The organism is Methanospirillum hungatei JF-1 (assembly GCF_000013445.1).
GTDB lineage: Archaea > Halobacteriota > Methanomicrobia > Methanomicrobiales > Methanospirillaceae > Methanospirillum > Methanospirillum hungatei.
This window is the reverse complement of record NC_007796.1, coordinates 608,984-628,001: the sequence shown is the minus strand read 5'-3', so window position 1 is coordinate 628,001 and position 19,018 is coordinate 608,984. Positions and strand designations below refer to the sequence as shown.

General features: G+C 44.0%; 16 protein-coding genes. 12 read left to right on the top strand and 4 right to left on the bottom strand.

What is annotated here, in order from left to right; translation table 11 throughout:
• Positions 1-62 precede the first annotated feature (62 nt).
• Positions 63-1,265, top strand: coding sequence for a DUF1565 domain-containing protein (locus MHUN_RS02865; RefSeq protein WP_011447595.1), 1,203 nt, complete (start codon positions 63-65; stop codon positions 1,263-1,265).
• A 5-nt stretch (positions 1,266-1,270) separates the two neighbouring features.
• Here the strand turns inward: MHUN_RS02865 and MHUN_RS02860 are convergent, their stop codons facing one another.
• Positions 1,271-2,182: an HdeD family acid-resistance protein gene (locus MHUN_RS02860; RefSeq protein WP_011447594.1), complete on the bottom strand. Its 912-nt coding sequence runs from the start codon at positions 2,180-2,182 to the stop codon at positions 1,271-1,273.
• 155 nt (positions 2,183-2,337) lie between these two features.
• Between MHUN_RS02860 and MHUN_RS02855 the strand changes: the two genes are divergently transcribed.
• Positions 2,338-3,441 carry a hypothetical protein gene (locus MHUN_RS02855; RefSeq protein WP_011447593.1) on the top strand — a complete coding sequence of 368 codons (1,104 nt, stop codon included), beginning with the start codon at positions 2,338-2,340 and terminating at the stop codon, positions 3,439-3,441.
• Positions 3,442-3,457: 16 nt separating this feature from the next.
• Here MHUN_RS02855 and MHUN_RS17140 read toward each other — a convergent pair whose 3' ends face one another.
• Positions 3,458-6,148 carry a PAS domain S-box protein gene (locus tag MHUN_RS17140; RefSeq protein ID WP_011447592.1) on the bottom strand — a complete coding sequence of 897 codons (2,691 nt, stop codon included), beginning with the start codon at positions 6,146-6,148 and terminating at the stop codon, positions 3,458-3,460.
• Positions 6,149-6,310: 162 nt separating this feature from the next.
• On the opposite strand from MHUN_RS17140, the gene MHUN_RS02845 reads away from it, so the two are divergent.
• Complete coding sequence (locus tag MHUN_RS02845; protein WP_011447591.1) at positions 6,311-6,562, top strand: hypothetical protein; 252 nt, start codon at positions 6,311-6,313, stop codon at positions 6,560-6,562.
• Positions 6,563-6,568: 6 nt separating this feature from the next.
• Here MHUN_RS02845 and MHUN_RS02840 read toward each other — a convergent pair whose 3' ends face one another.
• Positions 6,569-7,171: a DUF2179 domain-containing protein gene (locus MHUN_RS02840; RefSeq protein ID WP_011447590.1), complete on the bottom strand. Its 603-nt coding sequence runs from the start codon at positions 7,169-7,171 to the stop codon at positions 6,569-6,571.
• Positions 7,172-7,404: 233 nt separating this feature from the next.
• On the opposite strand from MHUN_RS02840, the gene MHUN_RS02835 reads away from it, so the two are divergent.
• The 8 genes from MHUN_RS02835 to MHUN_RS02800 all read left to right on the top strand — a co-directional run bounded on the left by MHUN_RS02835 (position 7,405) and on the right by MHUN_RS02800 (position 17,850).
• Positions 7,405-7,848 carry a universal stress protein gene (locus tag MHUN_RS02835; protein ID WP_011447589.1) on the top strand — a complete coding sequence of 148 codons (444 nt, stop codon included), beginning with the start codon at positions 7,405-7,407 and terminating at the stop codon, positions 7,846-7,848.
• Positions 7,849-7,915: 67 nt separating this feature from the next.
• Positions 7,916-8,803 carry a DUF4349 domain-containing protein gene (locus tag MHUN_RS02830; protein ID WP_011447588.1) on the top strand — a complete coding sequence of 296 codons (888 nt, stop codon included), beginning with the start codon at positions 7,916-7,918 and terminating at the stop codon, positions 8,801-8,803.
• A 30-nt stretch (positions 8,804-8,833) separates the two neighbouring features.
• A complete protein-coding gene (pyrC, locus tag MHUN_RS02825) occupies positions 8,834-10,129 on the top strand; it encodes a dihydroorotase (RefSeq protein WP_011447587.1) in 1,296 nt (431 codons plus the stop codon).
• Between the two features lie 524 nt (positions 10,130-10,653).
• Entirely contained in the window at positions 10,654-11,946 is a 1,293-nt protein-coding gene (locus MHUN_RS02820) for an RNA-binding domain-containing protein (RefSeq protein ID WP_011447586.1), read from the top strand.
• A 159-nt stretch (positions 11,947-12,105) separates the two neighbouring features.
• Positions 12,106-12,441 carry a cupin domain-containing protein gene (locus MHUN_RS02815; protein WP_011447585.1) on the top strand — a complete coding sequence of 112 codons (336 nt, stop codon included), beginning with the start codon at positions 12,106-12,108 and terminating at the stop codon, positions 12,439-12,441.
• A 62-nt stretch (positions 12,442-12,503) separates the two neighbouring features.
• Complete coding sequence (locus tag MHUN_RS02810) at positions 12,504-12,959, top strand: hypothetical protein (RefSeq protein ID WP_011447584.1); 456 nt, start codon at positions 12,504-12,506, stop codon at positions 12,957-12,959.
• Positions 12,960-13,420: 461 nt separating this feature from the next.
• On the top strand, positions 13,421-16,153 hold the full coding sequence (locus MHUN_RS02805) for a cation-translocating P-type ATPase (protein WP_011447583.1): 2,733 nt from the start codon (positions 13,421-13,423) through the stop codon (positions 16,151-16,153).
• A gap of 212 nt (positions 16,154-16,365) precedes the next feature.
• A complete protein-coding gene (locus MHUN_RS02800; protein WP_048067753.1) occupies positions 16,366-17,850 on the top strand; it encodes a helicase HerA-like domain-containing protein in 1,485 nt (494 codons plus the stop codon).
• A 1-nt stretch (position 17,851) separates the two neighbouring features.
• Here MHUN_RS02800 and MHUN_RS02795 read toward each other — a convergent pair whose 3' ends face one another.
• On the bottom strand, positions 17,852-18,454 hold the full coding sequence (locus MHUN_RS02795) for an NAD(P)H-dependent oxidoreductase (RefSeq protein WP_011447581.1): 603 nt from the start codon (positions 18,452-18,454) through the stop codon (positions 17,852-17,854).
• 92 nt (positions 18,455-18,546) lie between these two features.
• Between MHUN_RS02795 and MHUN_RS02790 the strand changes: the two genes are divergently transcribed.
• The gene (locus MHUN_RS02790; protein WP_011447580.1) at positions 18,547-18,969 is read left to right on the top strand and encodes an NUDIX domain-containing protein; all 423 of its coding nucleotides are present in this window, start codon (positions 18,547-18,549) and stop codon (positions 18,967-18,969) included.
• The last annotated feature ends 49 nt before the right edge of the window (positions 18,970-19,018 follow it).

Genomic DNA, 19,018 nt, shown 5'->3' with positions numbered 1-19,018 from the left:
TTTTTATATCACATACCAAACTTTTTTCTTTTCATGAGTCTACTCCCCTTCAGGAGTTATGCATGATGAAAACCTTTGGTTCATGGGTTATTCTGGTCATTGTCTGGTGTCTTCTCATCTGGCATCTGACAGCAGCACCGTTAAATCAGGATAAAACACCTACACTATTCGCGGAAGGTATAAGTAAGAACCCCGCCGGGATGATATACTATGTAAACTCAAAGACCGGAAATGATAGTACTGGAACGGGAGCCGAGACCAAACCCTTCAAAACTATTACTGCAGCGGTAAACCGGGCACGATCCGGTGATACTGTCATGGTTGAATCTGCCAACACATATGATGCAGCAAATGGTGAAATCTTTCCCATCAGATTAAAAAGCGGAATGACACTCACCAGAAAAAAAGTGACATCTTCCGGATCGATGGTTCTGGTATCACCAAATCCGGTAATATCAGGAGGAGCACGATATGATATCCCCGACTCTCCGGGAGGCAGGTATCCATCTATTATCGGGGCAGATAATACTGTTATTTCTTCATTGAGCTTTTCCATTGTGAATAGTCCGGGCGGGACGAATGATGGGACAGCTGTCCTTTGTGATGGTACATCACCCACCATCGAGAAATGCTCATTTTCCGGAACGGCACATGCCGGGATAACGACACTGGGAACCGCTCACCCGAGAATTTCTGACAACAATTTTGCCGGAAACCTGAACTGGGGTATTACTGCATATGGTGAGAGTTACCCCACTATCTCAAAGAATACCTTCTCAACCCTGAATGGTATTGACTGTACTGCATCCTCTCATCCTTCCATAGAGAATAACAAGATCTCCTGTGGAAGTGCCGGAATCAGTACAAAGGGATCTGCAAACCCAACGATTACCGGTAACACCCTCAATGGAAATGGTGATTATGGTATCATTGTCAGGATGGATTCAACACCGGCCATACAGGGGAACACCATTAAACAAAATCCGGTTGGTATTTACATCGCAACCGGAGGTGCCACACGGCCTGATATTGGTGGAGGAGGAAGAAGTACCGGAGGAAATATCTTCCAGGATAATTCACAGTATGATATTGAAAACAGGAATACAGTGGATATAATGGCCACTGGTAATACCTGGGGAACTATCTGCTGCGAAGATATCAGCAGCAGGATATATGACAAGGAAGACAATCCCATGTATGGGGCCGTTTCCTATGGAACCTGTACCCCATGCAGAATAATGGCAACAATGAGGCCACCACTCTGACTTTTTTATGTAATTGCTGGTTTTTCAGTCTGCTCCTTCATGATGTGCTCAACATTTCGAAGGCCATAGCCATCAAGAAGAAATCCAAAACCAATGATTCCCACAATCACAGCCAGTATGCCGACCAGGATCTCCAGAAGTATATCAGGGACAAAGATCGTGAGAACTCCAAATGCCAGGGAACCAATCCCCATCCCCATAGAAAGCCATAATCCCTGGGGAATCTCCTTTTTTTCTTTTATTACCCGTCTCAACGATACATAGGCACTCCCAAAGAACCAAATGGCCAGGATGAACAGAATGATGAAGAGATATAATTCCCAGAGCAGTGCCATAAAAATACCCCCGATCATGATTAAAAATCCATTCACAACATCCTTTTTTGAATGCTCTTTTCGCTTACCCATATATAATCCATGGGCAAGAATCAGGGCACCAGTGAAAAAGACAATCGAGGGGAGAATCATGGAAAAAAGCCGCTCATCCTGATTGAGTGCAATCATGACAAGAATACCGCTGATAGAGAGCAGAATAATCCCGAGCACCATCCGAAACTTCCATGTCAATCGTTGATCTTTTATAAAATCGGGTCCGGGATTCTTTTTGGCATCCCTGGCGGTCATATATATTGTCTCTAATGTCTCCAGGATCATCAGGACCAGGGGAGCATCATCGATAAGGTGAAGAATAGGATTTTTTTCCGGATCATACCGGTCAAGGTGAACCCGGTATTCGGTTTTTGTCTCATGAAGATGATACTGACCATTCCGGTAACTTGCAATGGTATCCTGAGAGGGAACATTTATCGGAGAGAATTTCCATTCAGGACCCAACGGGACTGTGAGCAACTCTTTGGGGATTACCACTTCCCAAATGCCCTGATGGAGGGCTGACAAGTATTCATAAATATCTGACATACTGCACACCCATGTATTACCTGATCGAGCCTATATATCATATATCTGTGAGTCATGGAATGAAAAATCACCGGTCCGTGAATTGACTTTCAGCTACAAAGAGAAGGGCTGTTTCGATTCATTTATTTCTTTTTACATTGATTATTCAAGAAGTTGTGATCGATATAAAAGACAGCACCAAGAATGGGGATCTCTATCCAGGTTCACTTGACCAGAACCTATCAGAAGAGATAAACCGGCTTGAAAACCTGCGTCAAATAATAACCCATGAAACCATCTGCAGAGAATCGTTTGCAGTGCTCATTGGTGTCATACTCGTAAATATCCTACTCATATGGCATTATCGGTCCACATACCTCTTTCTCTGGGTTGCCGCAAGTCTGTATTTTTATCTGTTTTATCCGATGTTGCCACTTGCTCTTTTCCCCGTCAGAATGGTGCATCAGAAATTATCAGGACAGCCCCTAATTAAGAAAAAAGATACATCATTCTTACAATGGGCAAAAGAACTCAGAATTTTTTCTAATAAACGGGTGGGATATCAGCTCTTCCTGCGGTTTTTTCTGCTCAGTATGATTCCTATCACGTATGGCGTTTTTTGCATATACGGACTGTCCGTCATCTTTACCATCATTATCGCGTATACGAGTAATTTTTCAACAGATACCCTCATTCTTCTTTTAGTGCAGTGTCTTGGGATAATCATATTCTATGCAGAGATATTCATTTTCAGGGGAAGAATGCTGCACCGGACTCACCTCCGTTTGAAAAACCGTATGAGCAGCCATCGAAGGATCATCGTCTTTACCATTCTTGGATCAGTCCTTATTACCATTACAACAATCCTCGTCATACTCATGATCGTGGCGATGGTCATGCCTGCATTTACCCTGACAAAATACGTGAATATGATCGCCTTTTCGTATTCCGGAAGAGATTTCAGTGTACTCATTCTTCTTTTCTCGCAGTTTGTCATAATGCAGTATCTGCAAAGTTATCTGAGCAGAAAAGTAGCCCTGACAATGATCTCTGAATTTATTGACAAATTAACAAAATTTAAGGGAATAGACAGCGGAGAGAGGAGAGAAGAGGAAGAAATCAAAGCAGGAAGTCTTCTTCTGGAGAGCAGACTGTACGCATATAACCGGAGACAGATGCTCGGCCTCTATCCCTCATACTCAATTGGAGTAAATATCCCGGTTCTCCTTTCCATAAAAGATCTGAAATCACTTCAGGAGATCTTTTTTGACTCATCCTGATACTGAAAAAAAGAGTTCAGGATTGATGTATCCTAAAATTGGTGAAAGGGACATGTATCTCGAAAACGACTCCCTTTCCTGCGGTTCCAACCTCCTGAATAGTACAATGGGTGATTGAGAGTATCTCCCTGACAAGAAAGAGACCATATCCGGTATGAGACCCAAACCCCCGGTTAAAAATCTGTTCCTTAATTGAATCCTCTATCCCTTTTCCATCATCAGCATAGAAGATATACAGCAGATTTTGCTCTTCCCTGGCGGAAACCCTGACTTCAGTAACCGTCCCGCCATGTCTCAGTGTGTTATCAACCAGGTTTGCGAACACCCTTCCGAGCATTGCATCGGCATAGATATCGTAATTGGTGTTATTCTGAATAAATCTAATTTCCTTTGGAAGAACTCGTATAATAGTCTCTTCAATGATAGCCGACAGGGATTGCCAGACCGGGGAGGTGATTCCCAGGTTCTGATAATCCCTGGTGAAGAGAATCTGGCGGTATATGGTATCCAATGCTTTATCGACCGGCTGAAGGTAGAATGAAACAGCCTGATCGCTGATCTCATCCCTGATAAGATCAATTGCCCCGGTCAGAACGGTAAGCATATTGAGAATATCATGACGGGTTGTCTCGGAAAGAAGGTTCAGTTTTTTGTTCGCTTCGCGAAGCCCTTCTTCGTTCATCTTCTGTTCGGTTACATCTTCAAGGGTTTCAAGTGCACCCCAGATATCACCGTTTGAATCACGAAGTAATGCTCCGGTAAAATATAGCCAGATCCCATGCTCACCAAGATGAGAAAAAAATCCGATTGATGACCAGGCATCTTTCACAAGAGTTGATTGTTTTGCATTGCCTTTGTACCATACATCGAGTTCATCAATTCTGCCGTCAAGTATCAGATCCGCAATACAGGGCCGTGGCTCAGGATAAAATGCCCGCCAATGCTCATCTGTTCCAATAACCTCATTAGAGGGAATGCCACTGTAGACTGAGAGAGCCTGATTCCAATAGACCACCTTGTGATTTTTATCAATCACAAATTGCGGAATCGGTGACTCCTGTAAGATGGCATTGAGCATTGCCCTGCTCTCCCGAAGGGAATTTTCCACCTGTTCACAAAGTCGGTCAGCATGATGAATTGTACCGATACAGGCATGACGACCTTTGTATTCCCCAATCTGTAATGAGATGATTACAGATATTCTGGTTTTTTTATCTTTATGCAAAAACCGGAATTCAGATGATTCAAGAATTACATCATATTCCTTTGAATTATGACATTTCCATATCAGTTCATCACGGTCCTCAGGGGAGATGTATTCATACATGAGGGTTCCCAGTATTTCATCCCGGGAATATCCGATAATATTGGCAAATGTCGTATTACAAAAGACAATCAGGTCATCTTGGACGATAAAAACTCCGTCTTCTATATGTTCCACCAAAAACCGGTATAACTCCTCGCTCTCCCGGAGAGAAATTGACGTCTTTTTGATATCAGTAATATCCCGTATAGTTCCTTCTACTCCAGCAAAAGCACCATTTTTGTCATGATATATATGAGTATTGGTCGAGATCCATATGGGCGTTTTATCTTTTTTTACCAGAGGGATTTCATAATCATATACTGAACCTTTTTTTTGTAAAATCCCCATCAGTTTTTGCCGCTCATCGGAATTCTGATAAAAGATGTCGGCAATATTTTTTCCGATGATTTCATCAAGAGAGTCATACCCGAATATCTGAAGAGCACTCGGGCTTACCATGACAAGATTTCCCTGGGCATCACTCCGGTAAAAAACGTCCTGGGTATTTTCTATAACCGAACGGTACCGTTCTTCACTCTCTTTTAAATGTTCCCTACTCTCATTAAGTTCCTGAAACTGATGTTTTAATTCATCCTCTGATGAGGCAATCTCCTCATATGCTGCATTTAACTCTTCCAGAGCGCGTTTGGCCTCAGTAACATCGGTAGCCACCTCAAGCCTGACATCCCTGCCATCAGGCCATCTGATTACCCGGTCCACGATTGAATAATACCGGTTAAATACTGAGTTATAATGTTCCCAGGAGTAAGGAAGAGGTTTTTGAGAGAATATGATTGAATTTGTGCAAAATTCACAGGGTGTTTTCCTGTTTTGGAACTCTTCATAACAGATCCTGCCAATAACATCATGACCGAGAAAATTCTGAAAATTTTTATTCACATACAGAATTTCATAGGTTTTTGGATCGCTGACATACACAACCTGATCAAGACTGTCAAAAATGGAGAGTAGTTGCTGGCGTTCCTGCTCAAGGATTTTTTCCGCATGCTTCTGCTTAATCGCATGATCCACCTTGGATTTCAACTCAGCAAACTGAGCTTTTGGATCTCCTCCTTTCTGGAGATAAAAATCTGCTCCGTTATTGAGTGCTTCGATAACGACCTCTTCTCTGCCCCGGCCGGTAAAAACAATAAAAGGAATATTCTCATTAAAAGACCGGACCTCTTTGAGGAATTCAACACCATTCATCCCTGGCATCTCATAATCAGAGATGATAGCATCGTACTCTTTCTCTTTTAATCTTTCCAGGCCATCAGAAGCAGATAAAGCCGTATCGACCTTAAGGCTGCCGCTCCGTTCAAGAAACAGTTTACAGAGTTCAAGCAGGAATTCCTCATCATCAACACAGAGTACCTGATAGAAATCATCGGATCCGGACATGAAGAACTCCCCCTATTATACCTAACAAATTCTAAATTATTAAAGGCTTCCCTGAGTTTGAATAGATGTCCGGTGATCATTCATAAAATTTAAAAAACAGTGCCCATATATGAACCGATTCAATTTTAATACGATGATTATCAGAAAAGGGTATTCAGTTCTATGATACCGCCGATTCTTGTCAGACAGATTCGTTCATGCGAAGAATGCATATTTTTCAATACCCTGGAAGAATTCTGTACCTTGCATGATGAAGCATTGTATGGGGAAAGACTGCAGCGATGGGAGCGTGAAGATCCTACATTACCGTGCCCGTATCATTTTACCCCCGATGAGATTATGGAACTTATCGAACAGAACCCAGGATTAGAGAATAAGCCACTGATGAACCAGAAAATGTGGATGGCCAGATAGCCTGGATTATTTTCTCTTACCAATAAATAAGAAGGGTCGTTTAAAGATTGAAAATGGATTGTTTTTGTCCTCTATCGGGTAGATTCCTTCACTTGCTGATCTGACATCTTCAATAGTATAAAATGCATGGGGGTTAAAGTCACGAATCAGGATCGCCAGATGAGGAATTTTAGCCCGTTTTACCACCATGAAGATGATAGTAACCTCACCATTGGCTCCCTGTGCAGTAATATTTGTCACTCCATAGCCGTACTGCCGTAATCGGGCGATAAAATCTTCGGTCGGGAGCGGAGTTATCAGACGAATGATCGCCATGCCCAGTTTCATTCGTTCTTCGAGTTCCATCCCTATGTAGGTTCCGGCTGCAAATCCCGCACCATATGCAATATAACAGATGGGATTGGTAATATTAGCCATAACCTGTCCGATGGCAAGCAGCCAGATAGTTACTTCAAAAAATCCAAATACCGGAGCTATAAACTTAAAACCCCGTGAAATCATGATATACCGGATGGTACCGATGGAGACATCGCATATACGGGCCAGAAATATGAGTACCGGGATCAATCCAAATGTAAAGAGATCAGATGAGAGAAACCCGACATCCATAAGGATCAATTGAATACTCAGGTCCCTGTCATATTATAGTTACTGGAAATGATAACTGAATGGTGTTATACCATCTGTAAATGGACATATATTTCACTCATCGTTAAAAAAAAGAACGAACAGGATATAAAATGGACACTGAAAAAAGATAAAATCGCCATCAATACTGGTACATGGACCTCAACAGATAATCCGGTATACTGATACGTAACCGGAACAATACTCTTGCAATTATGTCTGGGACAATGCTTGTTGCAGTAGACGGATCTCCTGAAGGATATAATGCTCTTATCTGGGTTTTAGAGCACATAAAAGAGGAAGGAAGGGCCTGTGCACTGTATGTTATTTCTCCAGCCAAGTATGCGGCCATCGATGGAGCTGCCGGGTATGAGGGCATTTCAACTCTCCATGAAATTCGGGAAAAACTGGTGCATGATGAGAAGGAGCAGGTCATAAACCGGATCAAAGAGCTGGCACATGACCGGAATGTTGATATTGAAATCATTGTACGGACCGGTGATCCGAGAAGTGAGATATTACAAACCGCGGAAGAAGTCGGGGCAGATCTGATCGCTGTCGGATCAACCGGAAAAGGACTGGGTGCCAGAATTCTGCTTGGGAGTGTCAGTACATATATTCTGACCCATGCAAAAGTTACCACCGTTGTTGTCAGGTAAGTTTTTTAACTTCGGATTGATCTGAAGTTACCATCGCTCTTTTATCTCCGTTCGTATAGTATAATGCATGAAGAAACTTTCTGTACTCATGTTGCTCCTGCTTATAGGAGCTATGGTTACCGCCGGGTGCACTGCATTTGAGGGTACACAACAGGCGAGTGTCACCGATGACACGCTCTACCGCTCAAAAGCTGCATACGAAAGTGAAAATTATGTCTACGCTCCGGCCCCTGCCCCTCAGGCTACACGGGCAGCTGGTGGATATGACGAAATTTCATCGGACAAAACAGGCGTCTCACTCTCTGAACAGAAGATTATCAGGACTGCTGATATCAAGGTAGAGGTGATTAATGTTACCGAATCGGCAGAGCGGGTAAAAGAGGTGGCAAAGCGGTACGATGGCATAATACAGTCATCATCCATCTATGCCGGTAATCAGAACAGGTATTCAGGAATGGTTACAATACGGGTCCCTGCTGAGCGTTTTGACCATGCCCTTGCAGAAATATCTTCCATAGGAAGAGTTCTGTCAAGTTCAGTGCAAGCTGATGATGTAACTGAAGAGTATGTTGATCTTGCAGCGCAACGCGATTCGCTGACTCATCAGTTAGCCCAATACAACCGGTTGCTGGAAAAAGGACAGAATGTATCTGAGATTCTCGATGTTCAAAAGGAGATCGAACGTGTTCAGGTGCAACTTGACCGGATTGTGGGGAGAATGAAGTACTTGGACAGCATAACATCCTTCTCTACCATAACCGTCAGCTTATCAGAACCTGCACAGGTTGAGGCACCGGGAGGGTATTCACTTCCGGTAGTTATCAGTGACGGGATTGCCGGGTTTGTCGATACTGTAGTCTGGCTCTTTATAGCCATCCTGACACTGCTGCCCCTTATCATTCTTGGTGGTGTAGGGTACTGGGTCTACCAGCGATGGAAGAACCGGTCAGAGTAATCATTTCATACAGGTAATATGTGAGGAGCGATGTTGGAGAAGGGACAAGAGATCGTGGTACTCAGGGATGTACTCATTCCAGGCGGGCGGGTAGCGGATATTACCATCTCAAATGGGCAGGTTATGCATACTGGTGCAGCAGGAAAGGGTGATCTGGAGATTTCCTGCCGGGAAAAATTCGTTCTTCCGGCAGGGACCGACCTGCATGTCCATATGAGGGACGGGCCGCAAAAAGCGAAGGAAACCTGGGAAAGCGGGACAAAAAGTGCAATAGCCGGCGGGGTTACGGTTGTTGTGGATCAGCCAAATACCATCCCGCCTCTTACAACGTCTGACCTGATACGTGACCGGGTGATGTTAGCCGAGTCACAGGCATATACACGATTTGCGATAAACGGCGGGGTTACCAGTGATGCAGATCTTATTGGAATGTGGAGGGCGGGGATTTTTGCCTTTGGTGAGACATTTGCCGGCCCTTCAAGTTATGGTGAGGCTGTATCTTCCTCTGTTCTCCGGTATACCATGGAGCAGGTTGCCGGATGGGATGGGCTCATGACTATCCATGCCGAACAGGTGACAGAAGGGCCGGACAGGACACTAGCCGATCATGATCATCTCCGTTCAGTCAGCGGTGAAGTTCGGGCAATTCAGGATGTGCTGACTATGAATACCCATGGTTGTAACCTGCATTTCTGTCACCTCTCTTCGGCTGATGCCATCCGGGCCATTCCTGGCGGGGGAGCGTCCCGTGAGGTTACCCCCCATCATCTCTTTCTCAGTTATGAGTTATTTGACCCGGAAGATGCACAGGGAAAGGTAAATCCTCCGCTCCGTTCTGAAAAAGTCCGGCGGGAGTTATTCTCCTGCTGGGATCAGATTGACATCATCGGATCTGATCATGCACCTCACACGAGAGCAGAGAAAGGAAAGGAGTTTGAGCATGCTCCTTCAGGTATTCCCGGAGTTGAGACGATGATTCCTCTGCTCATGGGCCGGGTTCTTGAGAAGAAGGTAAGCATTGCAGATGTCATCGCCAAGACATCCTTCAGGCCATCGGAAATTCTTGGGATCACAAAAGCGGGTTTCTCACCCGGAGATCGGGCGGACTTTGCAATATATCCAGATACCCTGACCCGCATATCAGCGGACAATCTTCATAGTGCTGCGGGATGGTCACCGTATGAAGGAATGACGGCAGTATTTCCAGAAAAGACAATCCTTGGTGGAACTGTGGTATTTGATTCCGGAGAGTTTTTCAAGCCTGATTTGTCTGAAGATTACTCGGGCATCAGACTCTGGATTCAAGGAAGAGGTTATAGCCTCTAAATGCCAATATATTTGTAGTGCCTCTCCTCGTTTCCATAGGTCCCCGGGTGATACGATGAGGTCTCATAGGGTGATCCACGGGACAACCCGGAAACGGTACATTTTATGGCACCGCCTGGCTGAGGGCGTTTAATAGGTGAAGTACGGCAAAAGCCACTTGTGATCCATATTTGTTAGTGCCAGGCGACAAATTCTTCCTATGCCTTATGTCCCTATTTCCTGACTTTTTCTATACGTGTAATAATTGATATAAGATACCGTGTATCGTTCCTTTCATTACTGTTCATACTGTTCACGGAAAAAACTGAACAGTAGATAGCGTATCGTTCAGAATTCAGATGAAATTATTGAACGATAAAGAGTACCCAAAAAAATTATTGTAACAAATATGAGCGATCATTAAAATTTAGCGATTATTTGCACATGAAAATTTTTTGTTCTACTGTTCAGATCGTTCATTATAAAAATTGAACAGTAACCCCTTTATCGTCACCTTTTTCTCGTATTAGATTTGAACGATACATATGGATATTGAAGAACTTATTTATTTGATAAAATCCGGAGAGTCTGAATTATTAGAATTTAAAGAGACAATAGGGAAAAATGTTCATCATGAAATTGCTGCTTTTGCGAATTCTGATGGAGGAAAGATATTGATAGGAATATCAGACTCAGGAAAGATAATCGGCACACAGGCAAAAGAAGCAATTGAAAAGATAACCAGTTCCATCCAATCGATAATCCCACCACCAAAAATAAAAACGCAGAAAATTTCCATAGATGGGAAGGATATCCTTGTGGTCGATGTTGATAAAAGTTCCACACTCTGCTCAATTGGAGGAGTCGTATATTTCAGAGCAGGGACAGGAGTCAGACCCCTTTCTCTTCAGGAGATCATTATGCTTTCCTCAGAGATGGGAGCTATCCACTGGGATGAGATTCCGATGCTCACAAAAAAGGAGGCCAGACCTGAATATATCGACTGGTTCTTTAAAAGAATTGAGGAAACAAGAGGGAAAACTATCGCTAAAGGAAACCGTGACAGATATTTACGTAGTGCCGGTGCTCAAAACGACGATAAATTAACAAATGCAGGAATACTTTTTTTTACTGACGCTACTGAACATATTTCATCAGCCAGAATTAGGAAAGTTGGTATGAATGAAGGAGGTCCGATATGGAGTGAAGAATACGAGGGACCTGTATGGAAAGTGATTGAAGAAGCATATAAAGGTCTCATTCGAGAATTAAAAAGACTGGATATCGTTTCCGGAACAAGAAGGGTAAAAGTTGAGGAATACCCTCCACGTGCTATTCGAGAAGCATTGATTAACGCCGTGGCTCATAGAAATTATACCATTAGTGCGGATGTGAAGATACTTGTATATCCTGATCGGTTGGAGATAAAAAATCCCGGTTCCCTTATGCCAGGAGTTGAAATATCTGATCCTGAACATATCCCCCGAAATCCATCATTATCAAATTTGTTATTTGATTCAGGGTACATTGAGAGATATGGATTTGGAATAAAAATGATAGAAGAGGAAGTCTCAAGTCATCCATTCTGCTCTGTTGAATTTAAGGCTTCGCCCTCTTCATTTACCGTCATATTCAGAAAAGATATCACATCTTTACTTGACGAAATGGACAATCAAATCCTTAAACTGGTACAGGTTCCTACCAAAAGCGGGGAAATTGCTGTAAGACTCAATGTTTCAAAAAATACAATACTCAAAAGAATTGATAAACTTGAAAATCTCGGACTTATCGAGAAGAAAGGATCAGGTCCCCGGATAATGTATATGGCAACACGTTAGAGTATGATTTATAATTGCTTTATTTTTATAATCTTATATTCCTCAATTCATCATCAGATACATTATCCATCAAAAACCCAGGTTTTCTTATACCTCTAAACCCATTCGAAACAAGCATACCTGATCATTACCTATTGTCAGAATAGGAGATTTCTCATCATGACCGATAAAAACCGTGAAGAACTGCTTGGAAAAGTCATCAAATTAAAAGATATCATTGCATATCAGGACCGGACGATTGCGAGCCGCATGGTGGTCGTATCAAAAGCAGGATCGATAACCCTCTTCTCTTTTGATGCTGGTGAAGAAATCTCGGAGCATACCGCTCCATATGACGCGGTTCTCACCGTTCTTGATGGTGAATGTGAAGTAACTCTAAGCGATGAAAATTTCCGGTTGAAAGAAGGTGAGACGATAATATTCCCGGCACATGCCCCTCATGCAGTCCGGGCAGTGACCAGATTTAAAATGATGCTGACTATGATTCGGGAATAGTGCCTAATACATTAGCCGATACATTATCCTGAATAATCTCCCATACAGAAAAGAACACATACATGGAAAAAGAAGAGGTTAATGCCTATTACTGCGTGGCATGCGGATATGTAAGCCCGGTTTACCAGAAAAACTGTCCGTCATGTGGGATTGCCGAGAAGTTCTTAACAGAGAAGCAGTATGCTGAACTGATGATACGATATCTCCATCACCCTCTTCGGAAATACCGGATTTTTTCATTAAAAACAATAAAGAAGCTGAAGTGGAAGGAGGCAATCCCCGAACTTGAGGAGCGGGCCAGGATTGAACGAGATCAGGATATCAAGGCAGAAGTGAAACGGACACTTGAATCACTCAAAATATTCCTGAATCGCTCAGCTTCAGGAATTTCTCCTGATGCGCATCGGGATACCACCATGTATACGCAGCTTGGGGAGACAAAGTGTAAAATTATCCCTATTCGTCCCGTTCTTCGAAGAAAGGGGCATCACCATCTGCGTCCGGGTAGAAGAATCTGAAGAGAATAAAGAATATCTCTTTTTAAAAATTGGATGATTTCAAAATTATAAAAATTGTTATATCTCACCCATTGCAAGTGAAATACCCTTCCGGATATCACAAACCCTTCTTCAATCGCTCCGTTCTTTTTCATGGTCGCTTCACGATTATACAATACTTCTGCATTATAGGGATCGCACTCAATTGCAGAGTTATAGGATAAAAATAATGCAATACAGGGGTGATCCTACATAGAATAGGAAAAATGTTAAAAATTAGCCAATCAAAACTGAAGAGCGGGTCTGCCGTTCAACAATGCCATGCATACAGATTTCACCAACTCTGATATATCCCACTGCTGATCATTTCAAAATGAATATATAGATGGGTCTTCTATTGGGTTTTATCATCCAGCATATCAATTCCATCCTTGACCGATGTCCGCATATCATTGGATGGTTGAAGATAAAAGGGGAGTATAATGGTAGAAATTATTCTAAAAGAGGATGAAAAGCCCGAATTGAAGAAATTATGGTATGCAGTCAGCACCAACGAAACGGTGGATTTTTTGGGCACTTCACAGGAATCAGGGCTGAAATCATCTGAAGTAACCGACCGGTTGAAAAAATACGGTAAAAATATTCTTCAGGAAGAGAAGGAAAAATCTACAGTTATCAGGTTTTTAGAGCAGTACAAATCCTATATGCAGATAGTGCTGGTCATTGCAGCGTTTGTAAGTCTGTACATTCAGGAGTACCACACATTTCTCCTTCTGCTCATCCTCACTGTTTTCAATGCCTCTTTGGGTTATCGTCAGGAAGCAAAAGCTGCCGCAAGTGTTGCTGCATTAAATAAGATGATGAAGACCGTTGCAAAAGTGAGACGGGATGGAGAGATCACGCAGGTTGAAGCAGAGGAGATTGTCCCGGGAGATATTGTCATTGTCGATGCCGGGGACCGGGTTCCTGCTGACGGACGGATAATTCTGGCAGCAAACCTGCAGATTGAAGAATCAGCCCTGACCGGTGAGAGCACGCCTGTCGAGAAAACCTCTGATACTATAGAAAAACCCGACCTGCCTCTGGGAGACCGTTTCAACATGGCCTATATGAACACCAATGTGACAAGAGGTCATGGTGAGATCCTGGTCACTGATACCGGGATGAACTCTGAAGTAGGTCATATTGCAACGATGCTTCAGGAACAAAAAGCAGAGAAGACACCTCTTACCGTTCAGATAGATCGGGTTACCCTCTTTATCATCGGAATGGCAGTACTTGCATTTCTCAGTATTGTCATTCTTGGTCTAACGCAGGGTGAATCATTTGATAAACTCTTTAATATCGGCGTTTCGCTTGCAATTGGCTCCATTCCTGATGCGTTACCTGCTGTTGTCATCAGTATCCTCGCCATGGGCACCGTTGCAATGGCAAATAAAAATGCAATCATCAAGAGTCTTCCTGCTGTAGAGACCCTTGGATCCACATCGGCTATCAATTCCGATAAAACCGGGACGCTGACCATGAACCAGATGACGGTCAGGGTTATCTCAACCGTTCAGCACCGGTACCAGGTCTCAGGTGAAGGATACAGTTTTGAAGGAATAATTAAACGAACGGAAGGGGATGCAGACGAGAATCTGGATCATGTGCTCTTTCCCTGTGCTCTATGCATTGACACGGATATCAGGGACGGGCAGGTCATAGGAGATCCAACCGAAGGGGCATTGTATGCTCTTGCAGAAAAAGGAGGAATACAGGTCCAGGAGTTTCGGAAGAATTATCCCAGAATTGCAAGTATCCCTTTTGATTCAGACTATAAATTCATGGCAACATTCCATGAGATGAAAGATGCAGATGGCCGGGCAATCATACGGGCCTATGTCAAAGGTGCTCCGGATGTTATCCTCTCCCGATCCTCCTTCGGTCTTTTGGCTGATGGATCTTCGAAAAAACTCACCGAAGAAGATCGGACTAAAATTCTGGGTGAGAATGAACGAATCGCACAGGAAGGTCTTCGTGTTCTCGCTTTTGCCAGAAAAGACTTTGATCCTGCAACCTTTGATTCAAAAGCAGATCTCATGCCCCTGATGCAGGATTTGACGATCAGTTCATTTGTCGGAGAAGTGGATCCTCCCAGGGCTGAAGCGAAAGAGGCTATTGCAAAGGCAACCGCTGCTGGTATCCGGGTTCGGATGATCACCGGTGACCATGCCGTGACTGCTGCCGCAATCGGACGTGAACTCGGCATTGAAGGACGTGCCATCACCGGTGCTGAATTTGCTGCGATGAGTGATGAGGAGGCTCTCGAGCAGATCGATGATATCGGTGTTATTGCAAGAGTTGCTCCGGAGCACAAAGTCAGACTTGTACAGGTTCTGAAAAGAGCAGGGAATATCGTTGCGATGACTGGGGACGGAGTCAATGATGCCCCGGCTTTAAAAGCAGCGGATATCGGCATTGCCATGGGGGTTACCGGGACTGATGTAGCAAAAGGGGCTGCCCGGATGATCCTGACCGATGATAACTTTGCAACCATTGTGGCTGCTATTGAAGAAGGGAGGAAAATTTACGATAACCTGCAGAAATTTTTACGGATCCAGATCGCGAACCTGTTCATGTTTATCCTTGCCTTCCTTGGATCGTCAGTATTTGCAATAGCCGGAACTGCTCTTTTTACCCCTGGACAGGTCCTCTGGATTCATATACTCACGGTAGCTCCGATTGGGGCTGCACTGGGAATGGATATTGCATCACCCGGTATTATGGCCCGGAAACCGAGACGGTCTGATGAACCGATCATTTCACTCAGGATGTATGTCAGGTTATTTGTTATCGGAGCAGGTATGGCTGCTGCAACGCTCATCATGTACCAGATTGGTCAGATAGTGTATGAATCTCCGGGCATTGGTCAGACCATGGGGCTCGTATCGCTCTCACTCATGAATATTTTTGTTGCTCTCAACCTTCGTTTCCCCCATGATACGGCATTTCATATATCCACCTTCTCTAATGTCAGGCTTTTATATGCATACCTTTGGGTAATCATCGGGACCATACTGATAACGGAAACCAGGCTCTTTCAGACAATATTCCATACCGTCGGACTGACTGCAGATCAATGGCTACTGTGTCTTATTCCTGGAGTTGTGTTATTCTTCACCGGGGAGATCTTTAAGAAATTCCTGAAATCATCACAAAAATCCGAATGCTGATAATATAACGAAATATATCTTATCCTTATTTTTTTACGTGATAAGACATGCATTACAGCACATGAGGCTGTTACACAAATGATTATTATGAGTAGAATGAGACCAGTTCACACTCTTATGTCTATAATTCATAGCGATATTTTTCCCTGATTGTATCGCTAAAATTGATTCATGCAACAACCTCAAAAGACATGACTACCAAATATTCACGTATGGCAGTTCCCATTTCCTCACCAGTAGCAAAAGGTGAGACAGATATCTTCATCGAACCCTCCATGGCAAACCGTCATGGTCTTATCGCCGGATCGACCGGAACCGGCAAGACCGTTACTCTCAGGGTGCTGGTAGAACAATTTAGCTCCATGGGGATCCCGGTTTTATTACCAGATATCAAAGGTGACCTCTCCGGAATGTGCAGACCGGGTGGTGGGAACAAAAAGATTGAGGAACGTACTGCATTATTGGGTCTGAAAGACTTCTCATATGAAGGATATCCGGTCAGATTCTGGGACCTGTATGGAAAGGAGGGGCATCCGGTCCGGACTACAATATCAGAGATGGGCCCTCTGCTCCTATCCCGGATTCTGGGCCTGAACGACACCCAGGCAGGTATTTTATCAATGCTCTTTCGGTACGCCGATGATCAACAATTACTCCTCATTGACATTGCCGATCTTATCTCGCTCATCACCTTCGCCCTCGAAAATACCGCTGAAATAAAAGGAAAATACGGAAACATGACTCCTGCATCGCTCGGGGCCATCCAACGGGCAATTCTTACCCTCGAAGAGCAGGGGGGAGATCTCTTCTTTGGTGAACCGTCCCTCATGCTTGAGGACATTATGGAAGTCAGGGACGGAAAGGGGACTATAAACATTCTCTCTGCTGCAGCTCTGATGAAGGCACCAAAGATCTATTCAACCTTTTTACTCTGGCTGCTCTCCGAACTCTATGATTCCCTGCCTGAAGTGGGCGATATGGAAAAACCTAAATTCCTTCTCTTCTTTGATGAAGCACACCTGCTCTTTTCTGATACGCCAAAAGCACTTGAAGAGAAGATCGTCCAGATTGTCCGACTTATCAGGTCAAAGGGCGTGGGAGTATACTTTATTACTCAGAATCCTGGCGACATACCGGAAGATGTTCTTGGTCAGCTGGGAAACCGTGTTCAGCATGCACTTCGGGCGACGACACCCGGAGAGATGCGGGCAGTGAAAACCGCTGCAAAATCGTTCAGACAGAACCCGAAGATTGACACTGAAAAAGTAATTGGTGAATTGGGAATAGGGGAGGCCCTGATATCTGTTCTTGACAGGGCAGGAGTCCCGACCCCTGTTGACCGGGCCTTTGTCTATCCACCCCATAGCAGTCTTTCTCCTCTTCCGGTAGCAGATATTCAGGCAGAGATTCGGTCATCGCCATTGTTTGGCAAGTATGAAATGATGATAAACCGACATTCTGCAGCGGAAGAGTTAACAAAACGGCAGATAGAGAGTGAGGCTCAAAAACCTCTGCCACCGGTACGAACCCAGGCAAAACCGAAAACCACTACACCGTCTCCCACTCGAAGAAAAAATACAAAAGATGTCGGGGATGTTGTAAGCACCATTGCCGTCAGGACTGCCACTCATATCGGAACACAGATAGGAAAAGAGATTGTCAGGGGAATGCTTGGATCCTGGCTGAAGAAGAAATAATTTACACCCCCGGAAAAACCTGCATAACCCGGTCATGAACCTGGTCCAGCCACTTTTTTCGCTGAATATCATCGCTGGTAACCACGACCCGGAAGATATCCCGCCAAAAATTGGTAACACCACACAGACCAAACACACAGTCCTTCCATATTTGTTCCAGCGGATCACCAAATACTTCATTTTCCCGGTGTTCCGGAGTATTCGCTGTATTGAATACAATTGCCGCTCGTGCTTGCAGAAGACCAACCGGAACGCCCTCTCCATTATCTCCTTCGAGGAACCGGTATGCAACACCCGGCCTGATAACCCGATCAATCCACCCTTTCATTATAGCAGGGGGCATTCCCCACCAGTTCGGATGGACCACAATGATACCATCCGCCATTGCAATCTCATCACAATGAATAAAAACTTCATGAGAAAGAGAACCGTCACGCGGGATCTCATCTGATGTAAGGACAGGATCAAAACCTTCCTGATACAGATCATGAAACAAGACCGTATGACCCGCATTTAAGAGAGCACGGTTTGCAACGTCTGCTATGGCGTGATTGAAACTATGAGGGTTTGGATATGCCAGAATGAGAAAGATATTCACATACATTCTCGCACCGGTATAGTTAATCATTTTCCGGTCTTTGATTAAATTTCGTGAGGGTTCCTAATCCTTTTCAGGATACAGGTAGACATTTTTATATGACAGTAAAACCATTCGCACTCTGTGTCAGGCTGATATTATTTGATCAGCACGGTCATATCCTGGTCCTGAGACGATCTCCCCAGTCAAAGACAAATCCAGGGAAATGGGAACTCCCCGGGGGAAAAATTGATACGGGTGAAGTATTTGATGAAGCATTAAAGCGAGAAATTCTGAAAGAGACCGGATTTACCGTGGCGATCCACACCGCTGCAGGGACTGCCATGCAAGAGACTAATGAATACCGGGTGGTCAACCTTGTTATGGTTGGAAGTATCCTCTCCGGCGGCCTTTCCATCAGTAAGGAGCATGTTGAGTACCGCTGGGCAGGACTACCTGAAATTGCAGCACTTGATAAGGCAGACTGGTTTACAGAATACTTTGGCATGTATATGAAAGCCGCGGTCCCAGCACAGGAATAATCAGACAGATACTTTTTTTTAATTCTGCTGAAAATAAAAACGAGAAGAG

What these genes read in the sequence shown, in the direction of transcription:
- MHUN_RS02800 (WP_048067753.1), top strand. Translation starts at nt 16,366, where the DNA reads ATGGCAGTTCCCATTTCCTCACCAGTAGCAAAAGGTGAGACAGATATC.
- MHUN_RS02820 (WP_011447586.1), top strand. Translation starts at nt 10,654, where the DNA reads ATGGATATTGAAGAACTTATTTATTTGATAAAATCCGGAGAGTCTGAA.
- pyrC (WP_011447587.1), top strand. Translation starts at nt 8,834, where the DNA reads ATGTTGGAGAAGGGACAAGAGATCGTGGTACTCAGGGATGTACTCATT.
- MHUN_RS02815 (WP_011447585.1), top strand. Translation starts at nt 12,106, where the DNA reads ATGACCGATAAAAACCGTGAAGAACTGCTTGGAAAAGTCATCAAATTA.
- MHUN_RS02860 (WP_011447594.1), bottom strand. Translation starts at nt 2,182, where the DNA reads ATGTCAGATATTTATGAATACTTGTCAGCCCTCCATCAGGGCATTTGG.
- MHUN_RS02805 (WP_011447583.1), top strand. Translation starts at nt 13,421, where the DNA reads ATGGTAGAAATTATTCTAAAAGAGGATGAAAAGCCCGAATTGAAGAAA.
- MHUN_RS02845 (WP_011447591.1), top strand. Translation starts at nt 6,311, where the DNA reads ATGATACCGCCGATTCTTGTCAGACAGATTCGTTCATGCGAAGAATGC.
- MHUN_RS02865 (WP_011447595.1), top strand. Translation starts at nt 63, where the DNA reads ATGATGAAAACCTTTGGTTCATGGGTTATTCTGGTCATTGTCTGGTGT.
- MHUN_RS02810 (WP_011447584.1), top strand. Translation starts at nt 12,504, where the DNA reads ATGGAAAAAGAAGAGGTTAATGCCTATTACTGCGTGGCATGCGGATAT.
- MHUN_RS02840 (WP_011447590.1), bottom strand. Translation starts at nt 7,171, where the DNA reads ATGGATGTCGGGTTTCTCTCATCTGATCTCTTTACATTTGGATTGATC.
- MHUN_RS17140 (WP_011447592.1), bottom strand. Translation starts at nt 6,148, where the DNA reads ATGTCCGGATCCGATGATTTCTATCAGGTACTCTGTGTTGATGATGAG.
- MHUN_RS02835 (WP_011447589.1), top strand. Translation starts at nt 7,405, where the DNA reads ATGTCTGGGACAATGCTTGTTGCAGTAGACGGATCTCCTGAAGGATAT.
- MHUN_RS02795 (WP_011447581.1), bottom strand. Translation starts at nt 18,454, where the DNA reads ATGTATGTGAATATCTTTCTCATTCTGGCATATCCAAACCCTCATAGT.
- MHUN_RS02790 (WP_011447580.1), top strand. Translation starts at nt 18,547, where the DNA reads ATGACAGTAAAACCATTCGCACTCTGTGTCAGGCTGATATTATTTGAT.
- MHUN_RS02830 (WP_011447588.1), top strand. Translation starts at nt 7,916, where the DNA reads ATGAAGAAACTTTCTGTACTCATGTTGCTCCTGCTTATAGGAGCTATG.